The organism is Microbacterium enclense (assembly GCF_004022425.1).
GTDB lineage: Bacteria > Actinomycetota > Actinomycetes > Actinomycetales > Microbacteriaceae > Microbacterium > Microbacterium enclense_A.
Window position 1 is genome coordinate 25,981 of sequence record NZ_RBZY01000010.1, and the last position, 21,828, is coordinate 47,808.

At 70.5% G+C, this 21,828-nt stretch carries 16 protein-coding genes; 14 read left to right on the forward strand and 2 right to left on the reverse strand.

Annotated elements, in window-relative coordinates; genetic code table 11:
- The first annotated feature begins 125 nt into the window (after positions 1-125).
- Together D8Y23_RS04100 and D8Y23_RS04105 are read left to right on the forward strand one after the other, a co-directional pair.
- Positions 126-1,094: a COX15/CtaA family protein gene (locus tag D8Y23_RS04100; RefSeq protein WP_128216900.1), complete on the forward strand. Its 969-nt coding sequence runs from the start codon at positions 126-128 to the stop codon at positions 1,092-1,094.
- A gap of 112 nt (positions 1,095-1,206) precedes the next feature.
- Positions 1,207-1,686 carry a dinucleotide-utilizing enzyme gene (locus tag D8Y23_RS04105; RefSeq protein ID WP_128216901.1) on the forward strand — a complete coding sequence of 160 codons (480 nt, stop codon included), beginning with the start codon at positions 1,207-1,209 and terminating at the stop codon, positions 1,684-1,686.
- 79 nt (positions 1,687-1,765) lie between these two features.
- On the opposite strand, the gene D8Y23_RS04110 is transcribed toward D8Y23_RS04105, so the two are convergent.
- Complete coding sequence (locus D8Y23_RS04110; RefSeq protein ID WP_128216902.1) at positions 1,766-2,692, reverse strand: heme o synthase; 927 nt, start codon at positions 2,690-2,692, stop codon at positions 1,766-1,768.
- 228 nt (positions 2,693-2,920) lie between these two features.
- Here D8Y23_RS04110 and tkt point away from each other — a divergent pair, with 228 nt between their 5' ends.
- The 7 genes from tkt to D8Y23_RS04145 all read left to right on the forward strand — a co-directional run bounded on the left by tkt (position 2,921) and on the right by D8Y23_RS04145 (position 13,779).
- Positions 2,921-5,020 (forward strand): transketolase, encoded by a 2,100-nt coding sequence (tkt, locus tag D8Y23_RS04115; protein ID WP_128216932.1) that lies wholly within the window; start codon positions 2,921-2,923, stop codon positions 5,018-5,020.
- Between the two features lie 18 nt (positions 5,021-5,038).
- Complete coding sequence (gene tal, locus D8Y23_RS04120; protein ID WP_128216903.1) at positions 5,039-6,160, forward strand: transaldolase; 1,122 nt, start codon at positions 5,039-5,041, stop codon at positions 6,158-6,160.
- Positions 6,157-7,782, forward strand: a complete 1,626-nt coding sequence (locus D8Y23_RS04125) for a glucose-6-phosphate isomerase (RefSeq protein WP_128216904.1) — start codon at positions 6,157-6,159, stop codon at positions 7,780-7,782. The genes tal and D8Y23_RS04125 overlap by 4 nt, the downstream gene beginning before the upstream one ends.
- 4 nt (positions 7,783-7,786) lie before the next feature.
- Positions 7,787-9,337, forward strand: a complete 1,551-nt coding sequence (zwf, locus tag D8Y23_RS04130) for a glucose-6-phosphate dehydrogenase (RefSeq protein WP_128216905.1) — start codon at positions 7,787-7,789, stop codon at positions 9,335-9,337.
- Positions 9,334-10,281 carry a glucose-6-phosphate dehydrogenase assembly protein OpcA gene (locus tag D8Y23_RS04135; RefSeq protein ID WP_128216906.1) on the forward strand — a complete coding sequence of 316 codons (948 nt, stop codon included), beginning with the start codon at positions 9,334-9,336 and terminating at the stop codon, positions 10,279-10,281. The genes zwf and D8Y23_RS04135 overlap by 4 nt, the downstream gene beginning before the upstream one ends.
- Positions 10,278-11,069: a 6-phosphogluconolactonase gene (gene pgl / locus D8Y23_RS04140; protein WP_128216907.1), complete on the forward strand. Its 792-nt coding sequence runs from the start codon at positions 10,278-10,280 to the stop codon at positions 11,067-11,069. The genes D8Y23_RS04135 and pgl overlap by 4 nt, the downstream gene beginning before the upstream one ends.
- A gap of 181 nt (positions 11,070-11,250) precedes the next feature.
- The gene (locus D8Y23_RS04145) at positions 11,251-13,779 is read left to right on the forward strand and encodes a helix-turn-helix transcriptional regulator (protein ID WP_275087498.1); all 2,529 of its coding nucleotides are present in this window, start codon (positions 11,251-11,253) and stop codon (positions 13,777-13,779) included.
- Here the strand turns inward: D8Y23_RS04145 and D8Y23_RS04150 are convergent.
- Positions 13,732-15,099 (reverse strand): glycosyltransferase family 2 protein, encoded by a 1,368-nt coding sequence (locus D8Y23_RS04150; protein ID WP_164878136.1) that lies wholly within the window; start codon positions 15,097-15,099, stop codon positions 13,732-13,734. The genes D8Y23_RS04145 and D8Y23_RS04150 overlap by 48 nt on opposite strands.
- A 286-nt stretch (positions 15,100-15,385) precedes the next feature.
- Between D8Y23_RS04150 and D8Y23_RS04155 the strand changes: the two genes are divergently transcribed.
- The 5 genes from D8Y23_RS04155 to D8Y23_RS04175 are packed head-to-tail and all read left to right on the forward strand — an operon-like array spanning position 15,386 to position 21,810.
- Positions 15,386-16,717: a nucleotide sugar dehydrogenase gene (locus D8Y23_RS04155; protein ID WP_128216910.1), complete on the forward strand. Its 1,332-nt coding sequence runs from the start codon at positions 15,386-15,388 to the stop codon at positions 16,715-16,717.
- A complete protein-coding gene (locus D8Y23_RS04160; RefSeq protein WP_240663769.1) occupies positions 16,714-17,778 on the forward strand; it encodes an NAD-dependent epimerase/dehydratase family protein in 1,065 nt (354 codons plus the stop codon). The genes D8Y23_RS04155 and D8Y23_RS04160 overlap by 4 nt, the downstream gene beginning before the upstream one ends.
- Positions 17,778-19,580: a glutamine--fructose-6-phosphate transaminase (isomerizing) gene (glmS, locus tag D8Y23_RS04165; protein ID WP_128216911.1), complete on the forward strand. Its 1,803-nt coding sequence runs from the start codon at positions 17,778-17,780 to the stop codon at positions 19,578-19,580. The genes D8Y23_RS04160 and glmS overlap by 1 nt, the downstream gene beginning before the upstream one ends.
- Before the next feature lie 44 nt (positions 19,581-19,624).
- On the forward strand, positions 19,625-21,070 hold the full coding sequence (locus D8Y23_RS04170; protein ID WP_164878137.1) for a polysaccharide deacetylase family protein: 1,446 nt from the start codon (positions 19,625-19,627) through the stop codon (positions 21,068-21,070).
- A complete protein-coding gene (locus D8Y23_RS04175; RefSeq protein ID WP_128216934.1) occupies positions 21,067-21,810 on the forward strand; it encodes a hypothetical protein in 744 nt (247 codons plus the stop codon). Before D8Y23_RS04170 ends, D8Y23_RS04175 begins: the two co-directional genes overlap by 4 nt.
- Positions 21,811-21,828: the final 18 nt, after the last annotated feature.

Below are 21,828 nucleotides of genomic sequence, written 5' to 3' on the forward strand. Positions count from 1 at the left end.
GTGGTGCGAGACGCCAGAGCGCCGCACCGGAAGACCCTTTGATTCTACAGGCAACGCCCGCTCCCGGCACGGCACGCGCACCCTTCGCACCGGCCCGAGCGCACCGCCGCCAGGAGGCTGCGCGCATGTCCACCGCTTCGTCCCCCCGCGTCCTGGGTCGCATCGTCGACTGGCTGCCGACCCGTGTCGATCGTCGCCTGCGCGTGTTCGCCTGGTTGTCGTTCGTGGCCGAGGTGCTCATCATCGGCACCGGCGGTGCCGTGCGCCTGACCGGCTCGGGCCTTGGCTGCCCGACATGGCCCCGGTGCACCCCCGACTCGCTCGTCAACACGCCCGAGATGGGCATTCACGGGATCATCGAGTTCGGCAACCGCACGCTGACGGGGGTCGTCGGCATCCTGGCCCTGGCCGTCGTCGTGCTCATGTGGCGCATGCGGAAAGAGCGCCGCGGCATGTTCGTGCTCTCCCTCGTCGTGCTCGGCGGGATCGTCGCGCAGGCCATCGTCGGCGGGATCACGGTGCTGACCGGCCTGAACCCCTTCATCGTGGGCTTCCACTACATCGCCTCGGTGATCCTCGTCACGGTGTGCGCGGCGTTCCTGACGCTGATGTACCTGCCGGCCGGGCGGCGTGAGCGCGTGGTCCAGCCGTGGTTCGCGGGTCTCGTTCACGCCACGACGGCCGTGCTCGCCCTCACCATCGTCTTCGGCGTCCTCACCACGGGAGCCGGACCCCACTCTGGCGATGCCGCCGCGGTGCAGCGCAACGGCTTCGACGCCGAGGTCCTCGAGCACGTGCACGCCTGGCCCGGCTACGCCCTGTTCGCGTTGACGCTCGTCATCGCGGTGATCGCCTGGCGCCGGCGGCTGACCGTGCGCCGGTGGGCGACGGCGCTGCTGGCGGTGGAACTGGTCCAGATCGCGGTGGGCCTGTACCAGGCGCGGAACGGGCTGCCCGAACTCGCCGTCGGCATCCACATGGTGCTGGCTGCCCTGACCGCCGCTGCCATGACCGTCGTAATCCTGCGCCTCAAAGCCCCCGTCGCGGTGGCCCCCGCCGACGTCGTCGACGCGGTGGACGCGGTCCGGCGCTGACCGTAGCGCCTTCATAGGCGATTCATCGAGCGCCCAGAGCCCACGCACCGGGGCGTGCGAGACTGTGGACCCTCCGGTGCCGACCGTGCCCGGAATCGAAGGAGTTCATTCCATGCAGACCCGCCCCCGCCTGGTGACCAGCATCCCGTTCTGGGTGCTCCTGGTCCTCTCCCTGGCTTCCGTGATCGGCGGACTCGTCATCGTCTTCCAGCAGATCGACGCGATGCAAGCGGTGCTGAACGACCCGAACGCCACCGTCGTCACCGTCTACGTCGCCCAGTCGTGGGCCATCGTGGGCGCTGCGCTTCTCGGGGCCGGCGCCCTCGGCCTGGTCGCAACGCTCGCCGTCGCCGCCGTGGTGTCGACGCGCCCGCGTCCGGACACGTCCGTCGAGACGCTCGACGGGGCGAGCGACGACGAGGGCTTCCCGTTCTCCGCCGCCCCCACCGTGGCCGCCGCCGCGACGACGGCCCCCGCGGCTCCCCTCGTCCTCGAGGATGCCGATGTCGAGACGTCGTCCGACACCCCGGCTCCCGCGAAGGCAGCCACCGTCGCACGCGAGGATGCCGACGAAGACCCCGCGCGCGGCTGATCGCACGGTCTCCGCGCGTCACGAAGAACGCCCGCCTCCCCGAATCGGGGGGCGGGCGTTCTTCGTGCGGATCAGCTCGTCAGAACGGCAGCAGCGGATCCACCGCGATCGCGACGAACAGCAGCGTCAGGTACGTGATAGACGCATGGAACACGCGCATCGGCCGCGGCTCGCCACCCTGTACCGCACGGGAGTAGAGCCGGTGCGACTCGTAGACGAACCAGCCGCCGAACACGAGCGCCGACACGCTGTACACGACCCCCATGGATGCCACGGGGATCAGCAGCAGCGAGCACGCCACCGTGGCCCACGCGTAGAGGATGACCTGGAGTCCGACCTGCGAGCCGCTGCGCGTCGCGCCGAGCATCGGGACGTCGACCTCGTCGTACTGGTCGGCGTACTTCATCGACAGCGGCCAGTAGTGCGGCGGGGTCCACAGGAACACCAGCGCGAACAGGATGAAGGGTGTCCACGAGAGCGAACCCGTCACGGCCGACCAGCCGATGAGCACCGGGAAGCAGCCCGCGATGCCGCCCCACACGATGTTCTGCTCGGTGCGGCGCTTGAGGATCATCGTGTAGATCACGACGTAGAAGAAGATCGCGCCGGCCGACAGGGCCGCGGCGAGCGGATTCGTGAAGACCCACAGCCACACGGTCGAGACGGCGGCGAGGGTCCACGCGAACGTGAGCGCACCGCGCGGCGACACTTCGCCGGTGACCAGCGGCCGGTTCTCGGTGCGCTGCATGTGCGCGTCGATGTCGCGGTCGAGGTACATGTTGAACGCCGCCGCGGAACCGGCGCTGAGCGATCCGCCGATGACGGTGGCGAAGATCAACCAGAGGTCGGGCAGTCCGCGCGCCGCCAGGATCATGACCGGGACGGTCGTGACCAGCAGCAGCTCCAGCACACGCGGCTTCGTCAGCGCGACGTAAGCCCGAACAGTGCGTCCGAGAGATCGGCGATCGGTCGTCGCAGTGACGTGCGACGTCGTCGAGATGTCCATCGTCCCCCGGGGTAGAGCGTGCGTATCCCCCGATTCTATGGCATCCCATGCAGAGGACCGGCCGCCTGTCGACCCCCTCGGGAACAGTCCCGGGCCGTCGGACGTTCTCGCTATGCTGGCGAGGAACGCGCGCCCCGCGCCGACCACCCCACCCCACTCCCGCTCCTACGGCGTCGAGTGCGGAGTCGGAATGTGACCCGGGCGCAAAGTATCGAGAAAGGCACTGTGTTGTCGGACTTCGAATGGGATGACATCGATCGGCGCGCGGTGGACACCGCCCGCATTCTGGCGGCGGATGCCGTTGAGAAGGTGGGGAACGGACACCCCGGAACCGCGATGTCTCTCGCCCCGGCCGCTTACCTCCTGTACCAGCGCGTCCTGCGCCACGACCCGGCCGACACCCACTGGCCCGGCCGCGACCGCTTCATCCTCTCGGCGGGACACTCGTCGCTCACGCAGTACGTCCAGCTGTACCTCGGCGGCTTCGGTCTCGAGCTGAAAGACCTCGAGGCGCTGCGCACCTGGGGCTCGCTGACCCCCGGGCACCCCGAGTTCGGACACACCGACGGTGTCGAGATCACGACCGGGCCGCTCGGCCAGGGACTGGCCTCGTCGGTCGGTTTCGCCTACGCCGCCCGCTACGAGCGCGGCCTCTTCGACCCGGAGTCCCCCGCCGGCGAAAGCCCCTTCGACCACTACGTCTACGTCATCGCGGGTGACGGCGACCTCCAGGAGGGCGTGACCAGCGAGGCCTCCTCGCTCGCCGGCCACCAGGAACTCGGCAACCTCATCGCGATCTACGATTCCAACCAGATCTCGATCGAGGACGACACGAACGTCGCCTTCACCGAGGACGTGCAGAAGCGCTACGAGGCCTACGGCTGGCACGTCCAGACCGTGGACTGGAAGAAGACCGGCCAGTACGTCGAGGACGTCGCCGAGCTGAACGCCGCGATCCAGGCCGCGAAGGGCGAGACGAGCAAGCCGTCGCTCATCATCCTCAAGACCATCATCGGCTGGCCCTCCCCCGGCAAGCAGAACTCCGGCAAGATCCACGGCTCGGCCCTGGGCGCAGACGAACTGCGCGCGACGAAGGAGGTGCTCGGCTTCGACCCCGAGCAGCACTTCGCCGTCTCCGACGACGTGCTCGCGCGCACCCGTGAGCTTGTGAAGCGCGGGGAAGCCGAGAAGGCCGCTTGGCAGGAGAGCTTCGACGCCTGGGCCGCCGCGCACCCCGAGCGTAAGCAGCTGTGGGACCGCCTCCAGGCGCGCGAGCTCCCCGCCGACATCGCCGATGCCCTGCCCGCGTTCGAGGCCGGTAAGGACGTCTCGACCCGCGCCGCCTCCGGCACCGTGATCAACGCCCTGGCGGCGAAGCTTCCCGAACTGTGGGGCGGATCGGCCGACCTGGCCGAGTCGAACCTCACGACGATCAAGGATGCCAAGTCCTTCATCCCGGCGTCGTGGTCGACGCACGAGTGGTCCGGCGACCCCTACGGCCGCGTGCTGCACTTCGGCATCCGCGAGCACGCGATGGGCGCGATCCTCAACGGCATCGTCCTTCACGGCCCGACGCGTCCGTTCGGCGGCACGTTCCTCATCTTCAGCGACTACATGCGCCCGCCGGTGCGTCTGGCCGCGCTGATGAACATCCCGACGATCTTCGTCTGGACGCACGACTCCGTCGCCCTCGGCGAGGACGGCCCGACGCACCAGCCGGTCGAGCAGCTCGCCACCCTTCGCGCCATCCCGAACTTCGCCGTCGTCCGTCCCGCGGATGCCAACGAGACCTCGGTCGTGTGGCTCGAGATGCTGCGCCGCACCGCGGGCCCCGCAGGAATCGCGCTCACGCGTCAGAACATCCCGGTGTTCGAGCGCGGCGAGGGCGAGGCCTCGGGCGACCAGTTCGCCTCCGCCGCGAACGCGGTCAAGGGCGCCTACGTCCTGGCCGAGGCCGCCAACGGCGAGCCCGACGTCATCCTTATCGCCACGGGCTCCGAGGTGCAGCTGGCGGTCCAGGCCCGCGAGACCCTCGCCGCCGACGGCATCCACGCCCGCGTGGTGTCGGCCCCGTCGCTGGAATGGTTCGCCGAGCAGGACGAGGCGTACCGCGAGTCGGTCCTGCCCTCCTCGGTGAAGGCACGCGTGTCCGTCGAGGCCGGTTCGGCCCTGACGTGGCAGGGCATCGTGGGCGACGCCGGCCGCTCGGTCGCGATCGACCACTTCGGCGCCTCCGCCGACTACAAGACCCTCTTCCAGAAGTTCGGCATCACCGCCGAGGCCGTCGTGTCGGCCGCGCGCGAGTCGATCGCCGCCGCCGCGAAGTAAGACCAGGAGAGAACAGACATGAGCACTCCCACCGAACAGCTTTCCGCCGCGGGCGTCAGCATCTGGCTCGACGACCTCTCGCGCCAGCGCATCCAGTCCGGCAACCTGGCCGAACTGATCGAGAAGCGCACCGTCTCGGGCGTCACCACCAACCCGACCATCTTCGCCGGAGCCCTCTCGAAGGGCGAGGCGTACGAGGGTCAGGTCCGCGAGCTGGCGGGTCAGGGCGCCGGGGTCGACGAGGCGATCTTCTCGATCACGACCGACGACGTGCGCGACGCGTGCGACATCTTCCTGCCCGTGTTCGAGGCCACCGGCGGCGTCGACGGCCGCGTGTCGATCGAGGTCTCCCCCGACCTCGCCCACGACACCGACGCGACCGTCGCCCAGGCGAAGGACCTCTCGGCGCGCGTCGACCGCCCGAACGTCCTCATCAAGATCCCCGCCACGAAGGCCGGCCTGCCCGCGATCACCGAGGTCATCGGTGCGGGCATCTCCGTCAACGTCACGCTGATCTTCAGCCTCGAGCGCTACGCCGAGGTCATCGACGCCTACCTCGCAGGCGTCGAGAAGGCTCGCGAGGCCGGGCACGACATCTCCACGCTGCAGTCGGTCGCATCGTTCTTCGTCTCGCGCGTGGACACCGAGGTCGACAAGCGCCTCGCCGCGCTCGGCACCGACGAGGCCACCGCGCTGAAGGGCAAGGCGGGGCTCGCCAACGCGCGTCTGGCGTACGAGCTCTACGAGCAGAAGTTCGCCGAGGACCGCGCGAAGGAATTGCTCGCCGCCGGTGCCACCGTCCAGCGTCCCCTGTGGGCCTCCACGGGTGTGAAGGACCCCGCTCTGCCCGACACGCTCTACGTGACCGAGCTCGTCGCTCCCGGCACGGTCAACACCATGCCCGAGAAGACGCTCGAAGCGACCTTCGACCACGGCGTGATCACCGGTGACACCATCACCGGCGCGTACGCCGAGGCCCACGAGGTCTTCGACCAGCTCGCCGCGGCCGGCGTCGACTTCGCCGACGTCACCCAGGTGCTCGAAGACGAGGGCGTGGAGAAGTTCATCGCCTCGTGGCACGAGCTGCAGGAGACCGTCGCCACGGCGCTCGAGGCCGGAAGCGCCCAGGCCGCGAAGTGACGTTCGCCGTCAAGGTCACCGGCCACGTCAAGTCGGTCGTCGACGCGGAGCTGCCCGGCCTGGTCGGCTCCCTCGTCGCGTCCCGCATCACGGCGGAAGACCCCACCCTGTGGGGTCCGGCGGCCGAGGACGAGGCATCCCGTCGGCTCGGGTGGGTGCAGGCGGTCTCCGTCTCGCGCCCGCTCGTGCCGGAGATCACGGCCCTGCGCGACGAGTTCGTCGCGCAGGGCGTGACCCGCGTCGTGCTGGCCGGGATGGGCGGCTCCTCGCTCGCCCCCGAGGTCATCGCACGGTCCGCGGGCGTGCCGCTGGTCATCCTCGACTCCACCGCTCCCGGTCAGGTGCTCGCCGCGATCGACGGCGACGCCGAATCGGGAGGGCTGCGCGAGACCGTGCTCGTGGTCTCGAGCAAGTCCGGCTCCACGATCGAGACCGATTCGGCCAAACGGGCGTTCGAAGCGGCGTTCCGCGACCTCGGGATCGATCCGACCGAGCGCATCGTCGTCGTCACCGACCCGGGCTCGCCGCTCGAGCAGTCGGCGCGCTCCGACGGGTACCGCGTGTTCACCGCCGACCCCGCCGTGGGCGGCCGCTACTCGGCACTGACGGCCTTCGGGCTCGTCCCGGCCGGTCTCGCGGGCGTCGACATCGACGACCTCCTGGACGAAGCGGATGCCACGCTGCTCGAGGTCGCGATCGACGCGCCCGAGAACCCGGCGCTGGTGCTGGCCGCGGCCATCGCGGGCGGTGGTGCGCTGCGCCGCGACAAGCTCGGCCTCGTGACCGACGGCAGCCATCTCCCGGGGCTCCCGGACTGGATCGAACAACTGGTCGCCGAGTCGACGGGCAAGGACGGAACCGGCATCCTGCCCGTCGTCCTGCTGCCCGTCTCGCCCGAGATCGACTCGAAGCCCGACGATCTGCAGGTCGTGCGGTTCGTCGATCACGCGGACGCCTTCCACCTGTTCGATCGCCATGAGGGCGAGGTGCTCGTCAGCGGCTCGCTGGGCGCGCAGTTCGTCGTCTGGGAGTACGCCACGGCGATCGCCGGACGCCTCCTCGGTATCAACCCGTTCGATCAACCCGACGTGGAGTCGGCCAAGGCCGCCGCGCGCGGTCTGCTCGACACCCGGCCCGAAGCGACGGCTCCGGACCTCGTGTTCGACGGCGTCGAGGTCCGGGTGTCCGACCCCACGCTGGCATCCGGCAACACGCTCGCAAGCGTCCTCGATGCGCTCTGGGCGTCCGTGCCCGCCGACGGTTACGTCAGCATCCAGGCGTACGTGAACCGCCTCGACCTGCCCCAGCTGGCGGGTCTGCGCGAACTGATCGCGGCCGACTCCGGTCGCCCGACGACGTTCGGGTGGGGACCGCGATTCCTGCACTCCACCGGTCAGTACCACAAGGGCGGGCCCGCCACCGGCGTCTTCCTTCAGATCACCGAACGCACCGACGTCGACCTCGAGATCCCCGGTCGTCCGTTCACGTTCGGTCAGCTCATCCACGCACAGGCCGCGGGCGACGCGAGCGTGCTGGCGGACGGCCATGGCCGTCCCGTCGTCACTCTCACGCTCACCGACCCGCAGGTCGAGGTGCTCTCACTCTTCGAGGCGGCGCAGTAAAAGCATGGTCGTAGAGATCACACCCGGTCACAATCCCCTCCGCGATCCCGAGGATCGTCGACTCCATCGCATCGCCGGGCCCAGCGCGTTGGTGATCTTCGGCGTGACGGGCGATCTGTCGCGCAAGAAGCTCATGCCGGCGGTGTACGACCTCGCCAACCGCGGGCTGCTCCCGCCCGGATTCGCGCTCGTGGGCTTCGCCCGCCGCGACTGGGAGGATCAGGACTTCGCGAAGGTCGTCCACGAGTCGGTCAAGCAGTACGCCCGCACCGAGTTCCGCGAGGAGACGTGGCAGGAACTGCTGGAGGGCATCCGGTTCGTCCAGGGCGAGTTCGATGACCCGGAGGCGTTCCAGCGCCTGCGTGAGACCGTCGACAAGCTCGATGTCGAACGCGGGACCATGGGCAACCACGCGTACTACCTCTCGATCCCGCCGAAGGCCTTCCCGCTCGTCACGACGCAGTTGAAGGCCTCGGGGCTCGTCGGTGAGACGGCGGAGGACACGACGGGCTGGCGCCGCGTCGTGATCGAGAAGCCGTTCGGACACGACCTCGCCTCCGCTCGCGAACTGAACGAGGTCGTCGAGAGCGCGTTCCCCGCCGACTCGATCTTCCGGATCGATCACTACCTCGGCAAGGAGACGGTGCAGAACATCCTCGCGCTGCGCTTCGCGAACGAGCTGTACGAGCCCATCTGGAACCGCAACTACGTCGACCACGTGCAGATCACGATGGCCGAAGACATCGGTGTCGGGGGCCGGGCCGGCTACTACGACGGCATCGGTGCGGCGCGCGACGTCATTCAGAACCATCTCCTGCAGTTGCTCGCGCTCACCGCCATGGAAGAGCCGATCAGCTTCAACGCCGCAGACCTGCGCGCCGAGAAGGAGAAGGTGCTGGCCGCCGTTCGCCTGCCCGAGAACCTCGCCGAAGCGACGGCCCGCGGACAGTACGCCGGCGGCTGGCAGGGCGGTGAGAAGGTGCTCGGCTTCCTCGAGGAAGACGGCATGAATCCGGAGTCGGTCACCGAAACGTTCGCCGCCATCAAGCTCGAGATCAACACCCGGCGCTGGTCGGGCGTGCCGTTCTACGTGCGCAGCGGGAAGCGGCTCGGCCGCCGTGTCACCGAGGTGGCCGTGGTGTTCAAGCGTGCACCGCAGCAGCTGTTCTCGCGCAGTCAGACCCAGGAACTCGGGCAGAACGCGCTCGTCATCCGGGTTCAGCCCGACGAGGGCGTGACGATCCGCTTCGGTTCGAAGGTCCCCGGCGACGGCACGCAGGTGCGCGACGTCACGATGGACTTCGGGTACGGACACGCCTTCACCGAGGCGAGCCCCGAGGCTTACGAGCGCCTCATCCTCGACGTGCTGCTCGGTGACCCGCCGCTGTTCCCGCGGCACGAGGAGGTCGAGCTCAGCTGGAAGATCCTCGACCCCATCGAGGAGTTCTGGACCGCCCAGGGCGGACCGCTCGAACAGTACTCTCCCGGGTCGTGGGGGCCGGCATCCGCCGATGAGCTCCTCGCCCGCGACGGCCGCACGTGGAGGCGCCCATGATCATCGATCTGCCCGACACCACCGTCAGCGCGATCTCGAAGAAGCTCGTCAGCGTTCGCGAGGAGGGCGGCGCGGTCGCCCTCGGCCGCGTCCTGACGCTCATCATCGTGACCCGCCACGGCGCTGAAGAGGAAGTCATCGAGGCCGCGAACGACGCCTCACGCGAGCACCCGATGCGCGTGATCGCCGTCCTGTTCGGCGACGAGGACGAGGAGCCCCGGCTCGACGCCCAGATCCGCGTCGGCGGCGACGCGGGGGCCAGCGAGGTCGTCGTGCTCCGCGCCCACGGTGCGGCCGCGTCGAACGCCGAGAGCCTCGTGACCGGTCTGCTCCTCCCCGACGCCCCCGTGGTGGCGTGGTGGCCCGCCGAAGCACCCGCCGACCCGTCGCTGTCCGCGATCGGGCGTATCGCGCAGCGTCGCATCACCGACGCCTCGTCGCAGCCCGACCCGACGGCGTGGGTCGCCCACCTCGGCGAGCACTACGCCCCCGGCGACACCGATTTCGCCTGGACCCGCGTCACCCGCTGGCGCGAACAGCTCGCGGCCGTTCTCGACCAGCCGCCGTACGAACCGGTCACCTCGATCGAGGTGGCGGGAGCGAGCGACTCGCCCTCGACGGCTCTGCTCGCGGCGTGGCTCGGCCTGAAGCTGGAAGCGCCCGTCGCGTACACGTATCTGCCGGAGGACGAGTGGGCCGGCGGCATCAAGTCGGTGCGACTGACCCGCGCGAGCGGCGACACGCTTCTCGAGCGGCCGACGCCGGGCGTCGCGGTGCTCACCCAACCGGGTCAGCCCACGCACGAGCTGGACTTCCCGCGCCGGACTCTCCGCGAGTGCCTCGCGGAAGAACTGCGTCGCCTCGACCCCGACGTCCTGTACGGCCGCGTGCTGACGCAGTGCACTGCACTGTTGAGCGCGCTCGACGAGACGAGTGCCCGATGACCGAGAACGGTGCTGCGAAGCAGGTCATCATCAAGAAGGATGCCGACACCCTCGCCGACTACGTCGCGACGCGGTTCGTCAACCGCATCGTCAAGCGGGTCGCCGAGGGCAAGCGGATGCACATCTGCCTGACCGGCGGGACGATGGGCGGCGCGGTCCTGCGCTCCGCCGCCCGCGACCCTCGTGTGGCCGAGATCGACTGGTCGCTGGTGCACTTCTGGTTCGGCGACGAGCGGTTCGTGAGCCGCGACTCCGACGACCGCAACGACCGTCAGGCGCGTGCCGCGCTGTTGGACGGTCTCGACGTCCCCGCCGAGAACATCCACGCGGTCGCCGCGACCGACGACGGACTCGATCTGGATGCCGCGGCGATCGCCTACGCGGACGAGCTCGCGCAGTTCGCCCCGTCCGACCGCAGCGAGACGGGACCGTGGCCGTCGTTCGACATCTGCTTCCTGGGCGTCGGACCGGATGCGCACATCGCCTCGCTCTTCCCCGACCGTCCCGAGATCTCGGTGACGGATCGGGCGACCGTGCCCGTCCGCGACTCCCCCAAGCCGCCGCCGGAGCGCGTGTCGCTCACGCGTCCGGTCATCAACTCGTCGAAGCGCGTCTGGATGGTCATCGCCGGTGCCGACAAGGCCGCAGCCCTCGGGCTCGCCCTCGCCGGTGCGAGCTACCAGAGCGTCCCGGCCGCCGGAGCCAAGGGGCGCCGACGCACCGCCTTCTTCGTCGACGAAGCGGCCGCCGATCAGGTGCCTCCGCAGCTCATCGATCGCGAATACTGACGCACGATTTCCTCTCGACCGGGGTCGGATGCCACGGCATCCGGCCCCGTTCTGCACGCCGGCCGGAACATCTCCTTGTTTTCGGCGGGGGGACCTGTCTACAGTGTGCGTCTGGGGGCATCCAGGACGGACCGACGACTCGCCCGCCGCTTCGTCGACCGACGCGGTTGGGAGCGTTCGGATGTCATTCCATGGGCGTGAACGAGAATTACAGGTGGCCGCTGCCCTCTGCAGCATGCAGGAGGGGGCGGCCTGCCTCTTCGTGGGAGACACGGGCAGCGGGAAGTCCGCGCTCGCGCGGGAGATCGCTCGGCGCTGCGACACCGCGGTCGTCGCGGTCAGCCCGACTGAGCGGATGTGGCCGCTGTCGGGACTTTCGGCGTTCGCGGCGGGGCTCGGAGGCACGCGCGGAACGGCGGTAGACGCGGTCCTCGCTCGCGGGAAGGACTGGCCGGAGCAGGTCCTCGCCGAGGAGGTGAGTCGCACGCTGCACCTCGTGCGCGAACAGCCGTGCGTCCTGGTGATCGACGACCTGGATGCCATGGACAGCGCGAGCCTGACCGTCCTCTCCTACGTCGGTGCGCGGCTGCGCGGGACGGGCGTTCGCGTGCTGGCGACGGTGCACACGCTGGAGGCGCGGCTCGATTTCGCGGGGGTCATGCACACGCAGATCGACGCGCTCTCGTTCGAGGAGTCGGTGGCGCTCGCGCGCGACGTCATCGGCCCCGGTACCAGCCCCGCCGTCCTGCACCTGGTCGCCGCGTTCACTGGCGGCGACGCCGGACTCATCTCGCGGGTGCGCCTGACCCCCGCGGAGGCCTCCGGCGAGGCGGCGCTGCCGTTGCCCCTTCGCGTCGTCCACGATCCGGTGCGCCGCGCGAGAGGGCTGTCGCGGCCCGTGGCCGACCCGCAGGTGTCCGCCCTCCTGGACCTGTTGTCGGTGGGACCGGTGTACGCGTACGAGGCGATGCGTTCGGCCGGTGCCGAGATCGACGTCCAGGTCGACGCGCTGATCGACGCGGGGCTCGTGACCGTCAGCGAGGGTCTCACTCGGATCAGCGATCCGGCGACCCGCCTGCGCCACCACGCCGCGTTGACACCGGAGGACCGACGCCGGCTGCACGCCCGCGCGGCCTGCGATCACGCTGCCGGGACCGCATCGCGACTCTGGCACGAGAGCTTCCTCCGCCCCACCGAGGATCGGCTCGGTCTGCTCGCCGCCGCCGTCGACCTCGCCGTGAACGGTGACACGCTCCCCGCGATCGAGTTCGCGGAGCGGGCACTGGCCGGCGACGTGGATGCGGTCCAGCGGGATCGCGGCCTCGTCGAGCTGAGCGACGCGCTGGTCCTCGGCGGACACGACCTGCTCGGACAGCACTATCTCGGCCGGGCCGTGGACACCGCCGCCGCGGACGTCCGTGTGCGTGCGGCCATCGCCGCCGTGCGCGCCGGCGCACGGGTCGACCACGTCATCCGCGACGCCCTCCCCGCGACGGTGGAGTGGGAGGACGATGCGATCGCGACCGAACGGCTGCTCTGCGAGAGCGCCGGTCTCCACATGTCGCGCGGCGAACTCGATCTCGCCGTCGAGCGCGTCCGTGCGATCGTGGAGCGGGAAGCAGCGACCGACGAAACGCTGGTGGTGGCCCGGATCCTGCGGGAGATGGGGATGGTGGTGCCCGAAGATCTGGCGGCGGCCGCCGATCTCACCGCGGCTCTGGCGCCGGAGACGTCGATCGAGGTGGCGACCCTGACGGCGACGGCCCTCCTCCTGCACGAACGGTATGCCGACGTCCGCGGCGTCGCGCAGGCGCTCCTGAACCGTGCCCCTCGCCCCGCCCCGATGTGGCGGGAACGACTCCTGCGCACCGTCGTCAGCGCGGAAGTGCGCGGCGGCGATCCGGTCGCCGCCCGCCAGGCGGTGGCGGCATGGCGACGGGAGTGGCTGCCCGGACGCGGACCGGATGCGGCGCGCACCCTGCTGCTCGCGCAGGCGGCGGCGATCGACCCCGCCGACCGGACCACCGCCGACCTCGTTCGGCAGGGACGCGACCTGAGCCGGCGGGAGGGCGCGCCCGCGCTTCTGCCGTTCTTCGCCGCGGTCGAGGGCAGTCTCGCACTGACCGAGGGACGTTACGACGACGCTGTGAACAGCCTGCGGGCCGCGCAACAGGCGGCGCCGGGCGACGATCCGGCGTTCCTCCGCATCGCCGCGGACCTGATCGAGGCGCTGTGGCTCACTGAGCGCTTCGTCGAGGCCCGAGCCGAGCTGACGCGCCTGGAGCTGTCGCTGGCGTCGCGCCCCCGTCGCTGGACGACGCTCGCGGTGGCGCGTTCGCACGCCGTGTGCCGGTCCGGTCGCGACGGGCGACGCGCCTTCGCCGAGGCAGAGGCCATCTACCGCAGCGATGATTCCCCCTACGAATACGCGCGGCTGCGCTCCGCGCAGGAACGGTTCCTGCCCGCGCGCGAGGGCATTCGCGGCCCCGGGCCGAGCCAGCGCGACGCGCTCGCGGGCACAGACTTCACGACCGACGAGCAGGACGTCATCGTCCTGGTCGAGCAGGGGCTCCGCAACCGCGACATCGCCTCGACGCTGTTCATCTCGTTGCGCTCGGTGGAACTGCGTCTCACGCGCATCTACCGCAAGCTCGGTGTCGGTTCACGCGCTCAGCTCGTGGCCCACCTCCACGGTGCGGCCTCGGCCTGATCCCGACCGGCGCGAGAACGCGGCCGTCTCCACCCCGTCGTGGTCATCGGCGCGGGCGATCTGAGCTACCGACCGACGGTCGGGACTCTTCCACCGGCCATCCGACGGTCGTCCGAGCGCCGCCAACAGCGCCCGCAGGCACAGCACCGCATCCCAGACGCGCAGGAGCGGAAACAACACCATGGTGGGGTGCGGACGCCGTGGGGCGACCGCGCAGAAGAACACGGTCATCATCGTGTCCACGAAGAGGAGCCCGACCAGGAACGGCACCGCGGGGAGGGCCGCGGCCACCGCCTCGGCGACATCGGCCGCGGGTCCGCTCAGCACCCGGCTCGCAATGGCGGCGAGCGCCGCCAGCAGCAGCAGAGGGACGACGGCCGCCAGCACGAGGCTGGCCACCACGGTCTCGGTCGCGAACACGCCCACCGACGTCCAGAACAGCCCCGGACGGATGCCGTGGCGCCGCACCGTCTGCCAGAAGCCCAGGCTCCACCGGCGCATCTGCGCCGAGTAGTCGCGGAACACGGCGGGGTCCTGGGTCTCGGCGATGGCGCAATCGGGATGGAACGCGATACGGCCCAGCCGCTTCGCGTGCACCTCGAAGGTCATGTTGAAGTCCTCGATGGACAGCCCGGGCGCATCGATGTCGATGCGATCGAGCACGTCGGTGCGATACAGGCTGGCGAAGCCCGGGACGATGGCGACGGCGTCGGCGGAGCGCGCCGCCTGTCCGAACTTGTGGAGGTACTGGGTGCAGATGTACGTGCGTTCCCTGTAGGACGTCAGCAGGCGTCCCCCGCGCGTCGCGGGGACGTCCGCGGCCGTCGTCGCGCGTCCCGCGACGGCGACCACGCTCGGGTCGGTGAACAGGGGCAGGCCCGTGCGCAGGTAGTCCCGGCGCGGCCGGGAATCGGCATCCAGAAGGAGGAGGAGAGGGAACCGCTCGGGGATGCGGAACCGCTGCAGCCCCGCGCGGATGGCTCCGGCCTTGCCGCGGTTCGGGGACAGGTCCCACGCGGTCGCGCCCGCATCCCGGGCGCGCTCGACCGTGGCGTCGTGCGAGCCGTCCGAGACGACGAAGACGTTCTGGCCGGGCACGAGGGCGCGGGCGGCGGCCACCGCATCCGCGATGACGAGCTCCTCGTCGTGCGCGGCGATGAGGATCGCCACCTCCGCCGGGCGGAAGTACATCGACGGCGAGAGGAGCCGGGGGCTGGTCCGCCGCTCGGCGAGGAGACGAGCGACGGCCACCGTGCCCCACACCAGGGTGGACACGCCGATCGTGCAGACAGCGACGACGAAGACGAGCGCGGCGGTCATGGCATCCCTTCCTCCACCGGCGGGCTGGCACGACCGTACGCGCTCCTCCGCGCGGCGGCTGCCGCAGAACCCGCACGGGAGCGTGCGGGTTCCCGCACATCGGCCTGCGGGACGCGGCATCCCGCAGGATCGGCCGGGAGCGCTTGACCGCCCCGGTGGCGCGGCGGAGGGTGGGCGGCGGATCAGCAGCGACGCTCGATCGGCTGCCTCGTCCGGAACACCCGAATGTCCCGCGACCGCGGCCCAGAGCGCCGACGATCGTGGGGCCCCCGCTAGGAGGATGACGATGTCCACACTCGATCTACGTGTTGCTGCTCCGCCCGTCGCAGCTGCGCCGAAGCCGGTCGCTCCGGCGCTGTTCGACTTCGATATCGCGATCGTGGGGCTCGGCTACGTCGGGCTTCCCACCGCCCTGGCGTATCGGGCCAGCGGTTCCCGTGTCCTGGCTCTGGATGCCTCGTCCCGCCGACTCCGCACCATCGCCGCGCGGGGAGCCGACCTGATCGATTCGGACCGCGAGCGCCTCGAGGCCGCTCTGCGCAGCCCGCGCGATTTCCGCCTCACCAGTGATGCGTCGGAGCTCACCCGCGCGGCGGCGATCGTCGTGTGCGTCCCCACCCCGGTCGACCATCAGCAGGTCCCGGACCTCGCCCCGTTGCGGTCCGCGTGCGCCACCGTCGTCGCCGCGGCCCGCCCCGGCCAGCTCATCATGCTGACGTCCACGACCTACGTCGGCTGCACCCATGACCTCGTCGAACAGCCCCTTCGCGAGCGCGGGTTCGACGTGGGGCGCGACGTGTTCGTCACGTTCAGCGCCGAACGGATCGACCCCGGCAACGTCGGCTTCGCGCAGGAGGCCGTCCCCCGTGTCGTGGGCGGTGCCACGCCGCAGTGCCAGGAACAGGGAGTGCGGCTGCTCTCGCAGTACGCGGCCCGCGTGCATCCGGTGTCGAGCCTGGCGTCGGCGGAGATGACGAAACTGCTCGAGAACACCTTCCGCGCCGTGAACATCGCCCTGGCCAACGAGTTCGCCGACATCTGCGGAGCTCTCGACGTTCCGGTGACCGAGGTGATCGAGGCCGCCAGCACCAAGCCCTACGGGTTCATGGCGTTCTACCCGGGCCCGGGGGTGGGGGGTCACTGCATCCCCTGCGATCCGCACTACCTCCTGTGGCAGCTGAAAGCCCTGCACGTGGATGCCGGAGTGATCACCGAGGCGATGACGCGGATCGCCGCGCGACCTCGTCGTGTGGTCGACCGCGTCCGCGACGTGCTGGGACGCGCGGGGAAGGGGACGCTCGGCGCCCGCGTGCTCGTCGTCGGCGTCACGTACAAACCCGACGTCGCCGACCTCCGGGAATCGCCCGCCCTCGAGATCATCGACGGCCTCATCGACGCCGGCGCCGAGGTCCAGTACGTCGACACGCACGCCCCGCACATCCATCTCGATTCCGGCCGCGAACGGGATTCCCTCGCGGATCCGGCGGCATTCCACCCCGACATCGTCCTCGTCCACACGCGTCACCACGACTGCGATCTCGGCTGGCTGGACGGCGACGCCGTCGTCCTGGACGGCACGTACCGCAGCTCCGACATCGCCGGGCGGGTGCTGCTGTGAGCGGCGTCCCGATCTACCCGCCGGCCGACACCACCACCCACCGCACGCTCGTCACCGGTGGAGCGGGGTTCGTCGGGAGCCACCTCGTCGAGCACCTCCTGGCCCTGGGGGATGAGGTCGTCGTTCTCGACGATCTGTCGACCGGGTCGGCGCGCAATCTCGCCGGTGCCGCGGAGAACCCGCGTCTGCAGATGATGGACGGATCGATCCTGAACACCAAGACCGTGGGTCAGGCGATGGAGTCCTGCGACCGTGTGTTCCACCTCGCCGCCGCCGTCGGGGTGAAGCTCATCGTGGAGCAGCCGCTGCGGGGCCTGCGCATCAACATCCACGGTACCGAGAACGTGCTCACCGCCGCGATCGAGCGGCAGGCCTCGGTGCTGCTGGTCTCCACCAGCGAGGTCTACGGAAAGAACACCGCCGATCGTCTGCGCGAGGACTCCGACCGCATCCTCGGCGACCCTCTCCTGTCCCGCTGGACCTACGCCGGCGCGAAGGGAATCGACGAGGCCTTCGCGAAGGCCTACTGCGACCAGGAGGGTCTCGACGTCGCGATCGTCCGGCTGTTCAACACCGTGGGTCCGCGGCAGACGGGGCGCTACGGCATGGTCTTCCCGAACCTCGTCGGACAGGCGCTCCGCGGGCACCCGCTCACGGTGTTCGGCGACGGGAAGCAGACCCGGTGCTTCTCGGCGGTGGAGGACGTCGTGCCGGCGATGGTCCGGATCGAACGCGACCCGCGTGCCCGAGGGCAGGCGTACAACCTCGGCGGCGCCCGCGAGATCTCGATCCTCGACCTCGCCCGGGAGATCATCCGCACCCTCGACAGCCGGAGCGACATCGAGCTGATCCCCTACGACCAGGCCTACGCGCCCGGTTTCGAGGACATGCGGCGCCGGGTGCCCGACAACAGCAAGGCGAATGCGCTCGTGGGATACGAACCGCAGACCTCGCTCACGACGACGATCCTGCGCGTCGCCGCGGATCTGCTCGCCCGCGAGCGACTCTCCTCCGACGCCATGCCCCTGGTCGGGACGGGCGCCCTCCGCGGGGTGCTCTGATGTGCGGGATCACGGCGTTCCGCGGCCCGTCGGCGGCGACCCGCGCCCATGAGGCCCTGGCCCGGTTGGAGTACCGGGGCTACGACTCCGCCGGGATCGCCGCCCGCCGGTCCGACGGAACCGCCGTCCACGTGCGCACCCTCAGCGGTGTCGCCGCGCTCGTGATGGGCCTGGAGAGGGACCCGGATGCCACGACCGCGGCGATCGGTCACACCCGGTGGGCCACGCACGGCGGAGTGAGCGAGCGCAACGCTCACCCGCTGGAGGACTGCGGCGGGCGGCTCTACGTCGTGCACAACGGCATCATCGAGAACGCCGACGTCCTCCGGGAGCGGCTGCGTTCGGCCGGCCACCGCCTGGCGACCGACGTCGACACCGAGGTGGTCGTTCACCTGCTCGAGGAAGCGGTGAGCGTCGGCTTGGACCTCGGTCGAGCGCTCGCCGACACCGCCGCCCTCATGGAGGGCTCCTGGGCCGTCGTCGTGTTGGACACCCGGACCGGTGCGCTCGCCGGCACGGCCCACGGTTCACCGCTGATCCTGGCCGACACGGGCGACGGCGTGTACCTCGCCAGCGATGTCGGGGCGGTGGCCCCGTTCGTGTCCGCCTTCCGAGTCCTCGAGGACGACGACGTGGTCGACATCGACGCCGAGGGCACCCGGTGGCATCGTGCGGGTGGCAGCCGTCGCCCGCGCGGACTGTGGCCGGTTCCCGCGATCTCGCTCCTGGCCAGCAGCGGACGGCACACCGACCACATGGGCAATGAGATCGACGAGCAGCCGATCGTCGCTCGTCGCGTGCTCGATGCCCTCTCCCCCGGCATCCGCGACGGAGCGCTCTGGAATCGGTTGGGTCTTCCTCCCCTGGAGAACGTCGATCGCGTCGCCGTCCTCGGCTGCGGGACGTCGCTGCATGCCGGACGTGCACTCGCCGGGGTGTTCGCGAGGGCGGGGCACCTCCCCACTCGCGCACTGACCGCGAGCGAGGCCGGGCACGAGGTGTGGGAGCCGCGCACCCTCGTCGTGGCGATGAGCCAGTCCGGCGAGACCGCCGACGTTCTGCGCGCGCTCGACGGGCTGCCCTCCGGGCACGCGACGGTCCTGGCTCTCACGAACAACACCGCGTCCTCGCTCGCGCGCCGGGCCGATGCCGTGATCGACTGCCTCGCGGGCCCGGAGATCGGCGTCGCGGCCACGAAGACATTCGTCGCCCAGGTTCTCACGGGTGCGTGCGTCGCCCTGTCCGGGCTGTGGTCGTCGCCGCGCGCGGACGCGGCCACGCTCGAAGCGGATTTCACCGCCCTCGCGGGAACGCCCGACGCCCTGTCCGGTGCCCTGCACGCCTGGCGGGACCGCGCCGCGGAGCTGGCGGGCGATCTCGTCACGGCATCCGGCTTCCTCTTCCTCGGGCGCGGCGCGGGCCTGGTCTACGCGGCCGAGGGCGCCCTGAAGCTCAAGGAGCTGTCCTACCGCTGGGCCGAGCCTCACGCCGCCGGCGAGCTCAAGCACGGCCCGCTGGCCCTCGTGGATGCCGGCACCCCCGTGTTCGTCGTCGACGACGGCGACCCGCGGCTCGACGTCGACATCGCCGAGGTCCAGGCCCGCGCTGGTCGCGTGATACGTGTGGGCGAACGTTCGCTCCGTGTGGGAGGGCTGGAGCTTCAGCTGCCCCGACGCGGCCCGTCATGGGGACCGTTGGAGTCCGTGATCCCGCTGCAGCTGTTCGCCCGAGAGCTCGCGCTGCGACTCGAGCGCAACGTCGACAAGCCGCGCAACCTCGCCAAGTCGGTGACCGTCGCATGACCGAACCGGCGGCGCGCCCGTCACGCCCGAGAAAGGTCCTGCCCATGAATCCCGTGCTCCCCCGTCCCCGGAGGCGACGGCGTCGCCTCCTCGGCGTGGTCGCCGCTCTCGCCGCGGGCGCGATCACCGTCGCCGGTCTCGCCCTCCCGTCCACCCCCGCAGAAGCCGCCACGCGCACCGTCGTGAGCCTCACGTTCGACGACGCGAACGCCAACCAGCTCGCAGCGCTCCCGGCGCTGAAGGCCAACGGCATGAAGGCGACCTTCTACATCCCGTCCGGGTTCATCGGAGCGGCGGGACACATGACCCGGACCGACCTCACCGCGCTCGCGAAAGCCGGTCACGAGATCGGCGGGCACACCGTGAACCATCCGGACCTCGCCCAGGTGAGTGTCGACGAGGCGAAACGTCAGATCTGCATCGATCGCAAGAACCTCGCCTCGTGGGGTTTCACGGTACGCAGTTTCGCCTACCCGTTCGCCTCGAGCACCCCCGACGTCGAGAAGGCCGCCGCCGACTGCGGTTACAGCAGCGCCCGTCTGCTCGGCGACATCCGCAGTCGGTTCGGATGCCCGGAATGCGCCTATGCGGAGTCGACCAAGCCCGCCGACCGGTTCGCGCTCAAGGCTCTGGACCAGGTCGACGCCACGTGGACGCTCGACGACCTGAAGCAGGGGGTCACGAACGCCGAGAACAACGGCGGCGGGTGGGTGCAATACACCTTCCACGACGTGTGCGCCGACGCCTGCAGCGACCTCGCGGTCTCTCCCGCGCTCTTCGCGGATTTCCTGTCCTGGCTCAAGACGCGACAAGCCGCCGGGACCGTCGTGAAGACCATCGGCAGCGTGGTCGGCGGCACGGCCAAACCCGTCGTCGACGGACCGTCGGTGCCCGCCCCCACCGGTGCGACCAACGGCATCGTGAACGCCGGCATGGAGCAGGGCGCACCGGACTGCTGGATGCGCGGCGGATGGGGCACGAACACCCCGGCGTTCGAGACCGGCTCTCCCGCGCACACGGGCGCCATCTCCAGCGGCATCACGATGACCGGGTACGGGGACGGGGATGCCAAGCTCCTCCCCCAATTCGATCTCGGGCAGTGTTCGCCCACCGTGACACCCGGGCGGACGTACACGCTGCGCGAGTGGTACCTCGCCAGCGGGGTGACCCAGTTCGCCGTCTACCTCCGCTCCACCTCGGGCGCATGGTCGTACTGGACATCGAGTCCCTGGTACGCCTCCGCGCCGGAATGGACGGAAGCGGACTGGACGACCCCGGCCATCCCGGACGGGTACAACGGGATCAGCTTCGCCCTGACGATCTTCGGCGACGGGACGCTGCGCACCGACGACCTGGCTCTCTACGACAGCGAGGGTGCGCCGCCCCTCGCGCCGGTCACCGGCGTCACCCGCGTCGCTCCCGACACCATTCCCCTCCCCGAGGGTCCCGTCGAGGTCTTCCGACCGACCGAGAGCGACGTCACCGGATGATCCGGCGCACGGCGGTGGCGGGCGCCCTCGGGCTGGTCGTCGCCGCCGTCGCCGCCGGGTGCGCGCCCGCGCTCGCCCCGCTCCCCGAGACCGGATACCCGTGGCACACCGACATCGTCGCCACGACCTTCTGGGTCGGCGAAGTCTTCGATCCGAACGCCGCCGACGGCAGCCAGCGCATCTCCACCTACGATTCCCACTGGTGGGAGTCCTACGGCGGCTGCGACGGCATTGTGCGGAACGGCGAGTGCCGCACCGAAGCCCGCACCGCGGCCGACGACTACTTCCCCACGGCGATGACGCCGCGAGAGAATCCGTTCTACCTCGATCTGCCGTACGACGACGTCAACGATGCCGTGGGCTTCGCGGAACGCGGTGAGGTGATCCCCTGGGCCGCGGAGCACCCGTACGCCGCCGACGTCGACGACCGTACGGTGAGCCTCATGAAGAACCGGTGGGTCGTCCTGCGCAAAGGAGCTCGCCTCTGCTACGGACAGATCCAAGATGCCGGTCCCGGCGAGTACCGTGACGCCGCGTACGTCTTCGGCTCCGACGATCGCCGTCCGGACAACGCCCGCTTCAACGGGGCGGGCCTGGACGTCTCCCCCGCGCTCAACGGCTGTCTGGGATTCACCGACCTCGACGGCCAAGACGACCGCGTCGACTGGGCGTTCGTCGACGACGATGACGTCCCGGACGGCCCGTGGACCAGGATCGTGACCACCAGCCCCGTACGGTGAACCGGAAGAGACCGGATG

What these genes read in the sequence shown, in the direction of transcription:
- D8Y23_RS04155 (WP_128216910.1), top strand. Translation starts at nt 15,386, where the DNA reads ATGTCCACACTCGATCTACGTGTTGCTGCTCCGCCCGTCGCAGCTGCG.
- D8Y23_RS04135 (WP_128216906.1), top strand. Translation starts at nt 9,334, where the DNA reads ATGATCATCGATCTGCCCGACACCACCGTCAGCGCGATCTCGAAGAAG.
- D8Y23_RS04110 (WP_128216902.1), bottom strand. Translation starts at nt 2,692, where the DNA reads ATGGACATCTCGACGACGTCGCACGTCACTGCGACGACCGATCGCCGA.
- D8Y23_RS04175 (WP_128216934.1), top strand. Translation starts at nt 21,067, where the DNA reads ATGATCCGGCGCACGGCGGTGGCGGGCGCCCTCGGGCTGGTCGTCGCC.
- D8Y23_RS04145 (WP_275087498.1), top strand. Translation starts at nt 11,251, where the DNA reads ATGTCATTCCATGGGCGTGAACGAGAATTACAGGTGGCCGCTGCCCTC.
- zwf (WP_128216905.1), top strand. Translation starts at nt 7,787, where the DNA reads ATGGTCGTAGAGATCACACCCGGTCACAATCCCCTCCGCGATCCCGAG.
- glmS (WP_128216911.1), top strand. Translation starts at nt 17,778, where the DNA reads ATGTGCGGGATCACGGCGTTCCGCGGCCCGTCGGCGGCGACCCGCGCC.
- D8Y23_RS04150 (WP_164878136.1), bottom strand. Translation starts at nt 15,099, where the DNA reads ATGACCGCCGCGCTCGTCTTCGTCGTCGCTGTCTGCACGATCGGCGTG.
- pgl (WP_128216907.1), top strand. Translation starts at nt 10,278, where the DNA reads ATGACCGAGAACGGTGCTGCGAAGCAGGTCATCATCAAGAAGGATGCC.
- D8Y23_RS04100 (WP_128216900.1), top strand. Translation starts at nt 126, where the DNA reads ATGTCCACCGCTTCGTCCCCCCGCGTCCTGGGTCGCATCGTCGACTGG.
- D8Y23_RS04170 (WP_164878137.1), top strand. Translation starts at nt 19,625, where the DNA reads ATGAATCCCGTGCTCCCCCGTCCCCGGAGGCGACGGCGTCGCCTCCTC.
- tal (WP_128216903.1), top strand. Translation starts at nt 5,039, where the DNA reads ATGAGCACTCCCACCGAACAGCTTTCCGCCGCGGGCGTCAGCATCTGG.
- D8Y23_RS04105 (WP_128216901.1), top strand. Translation starts at nt 1,207, where the DNA reads ATGCAGACCCGCCCCCGCCTGGTGACCAGCATCCCGTTCTGGGTGCTC.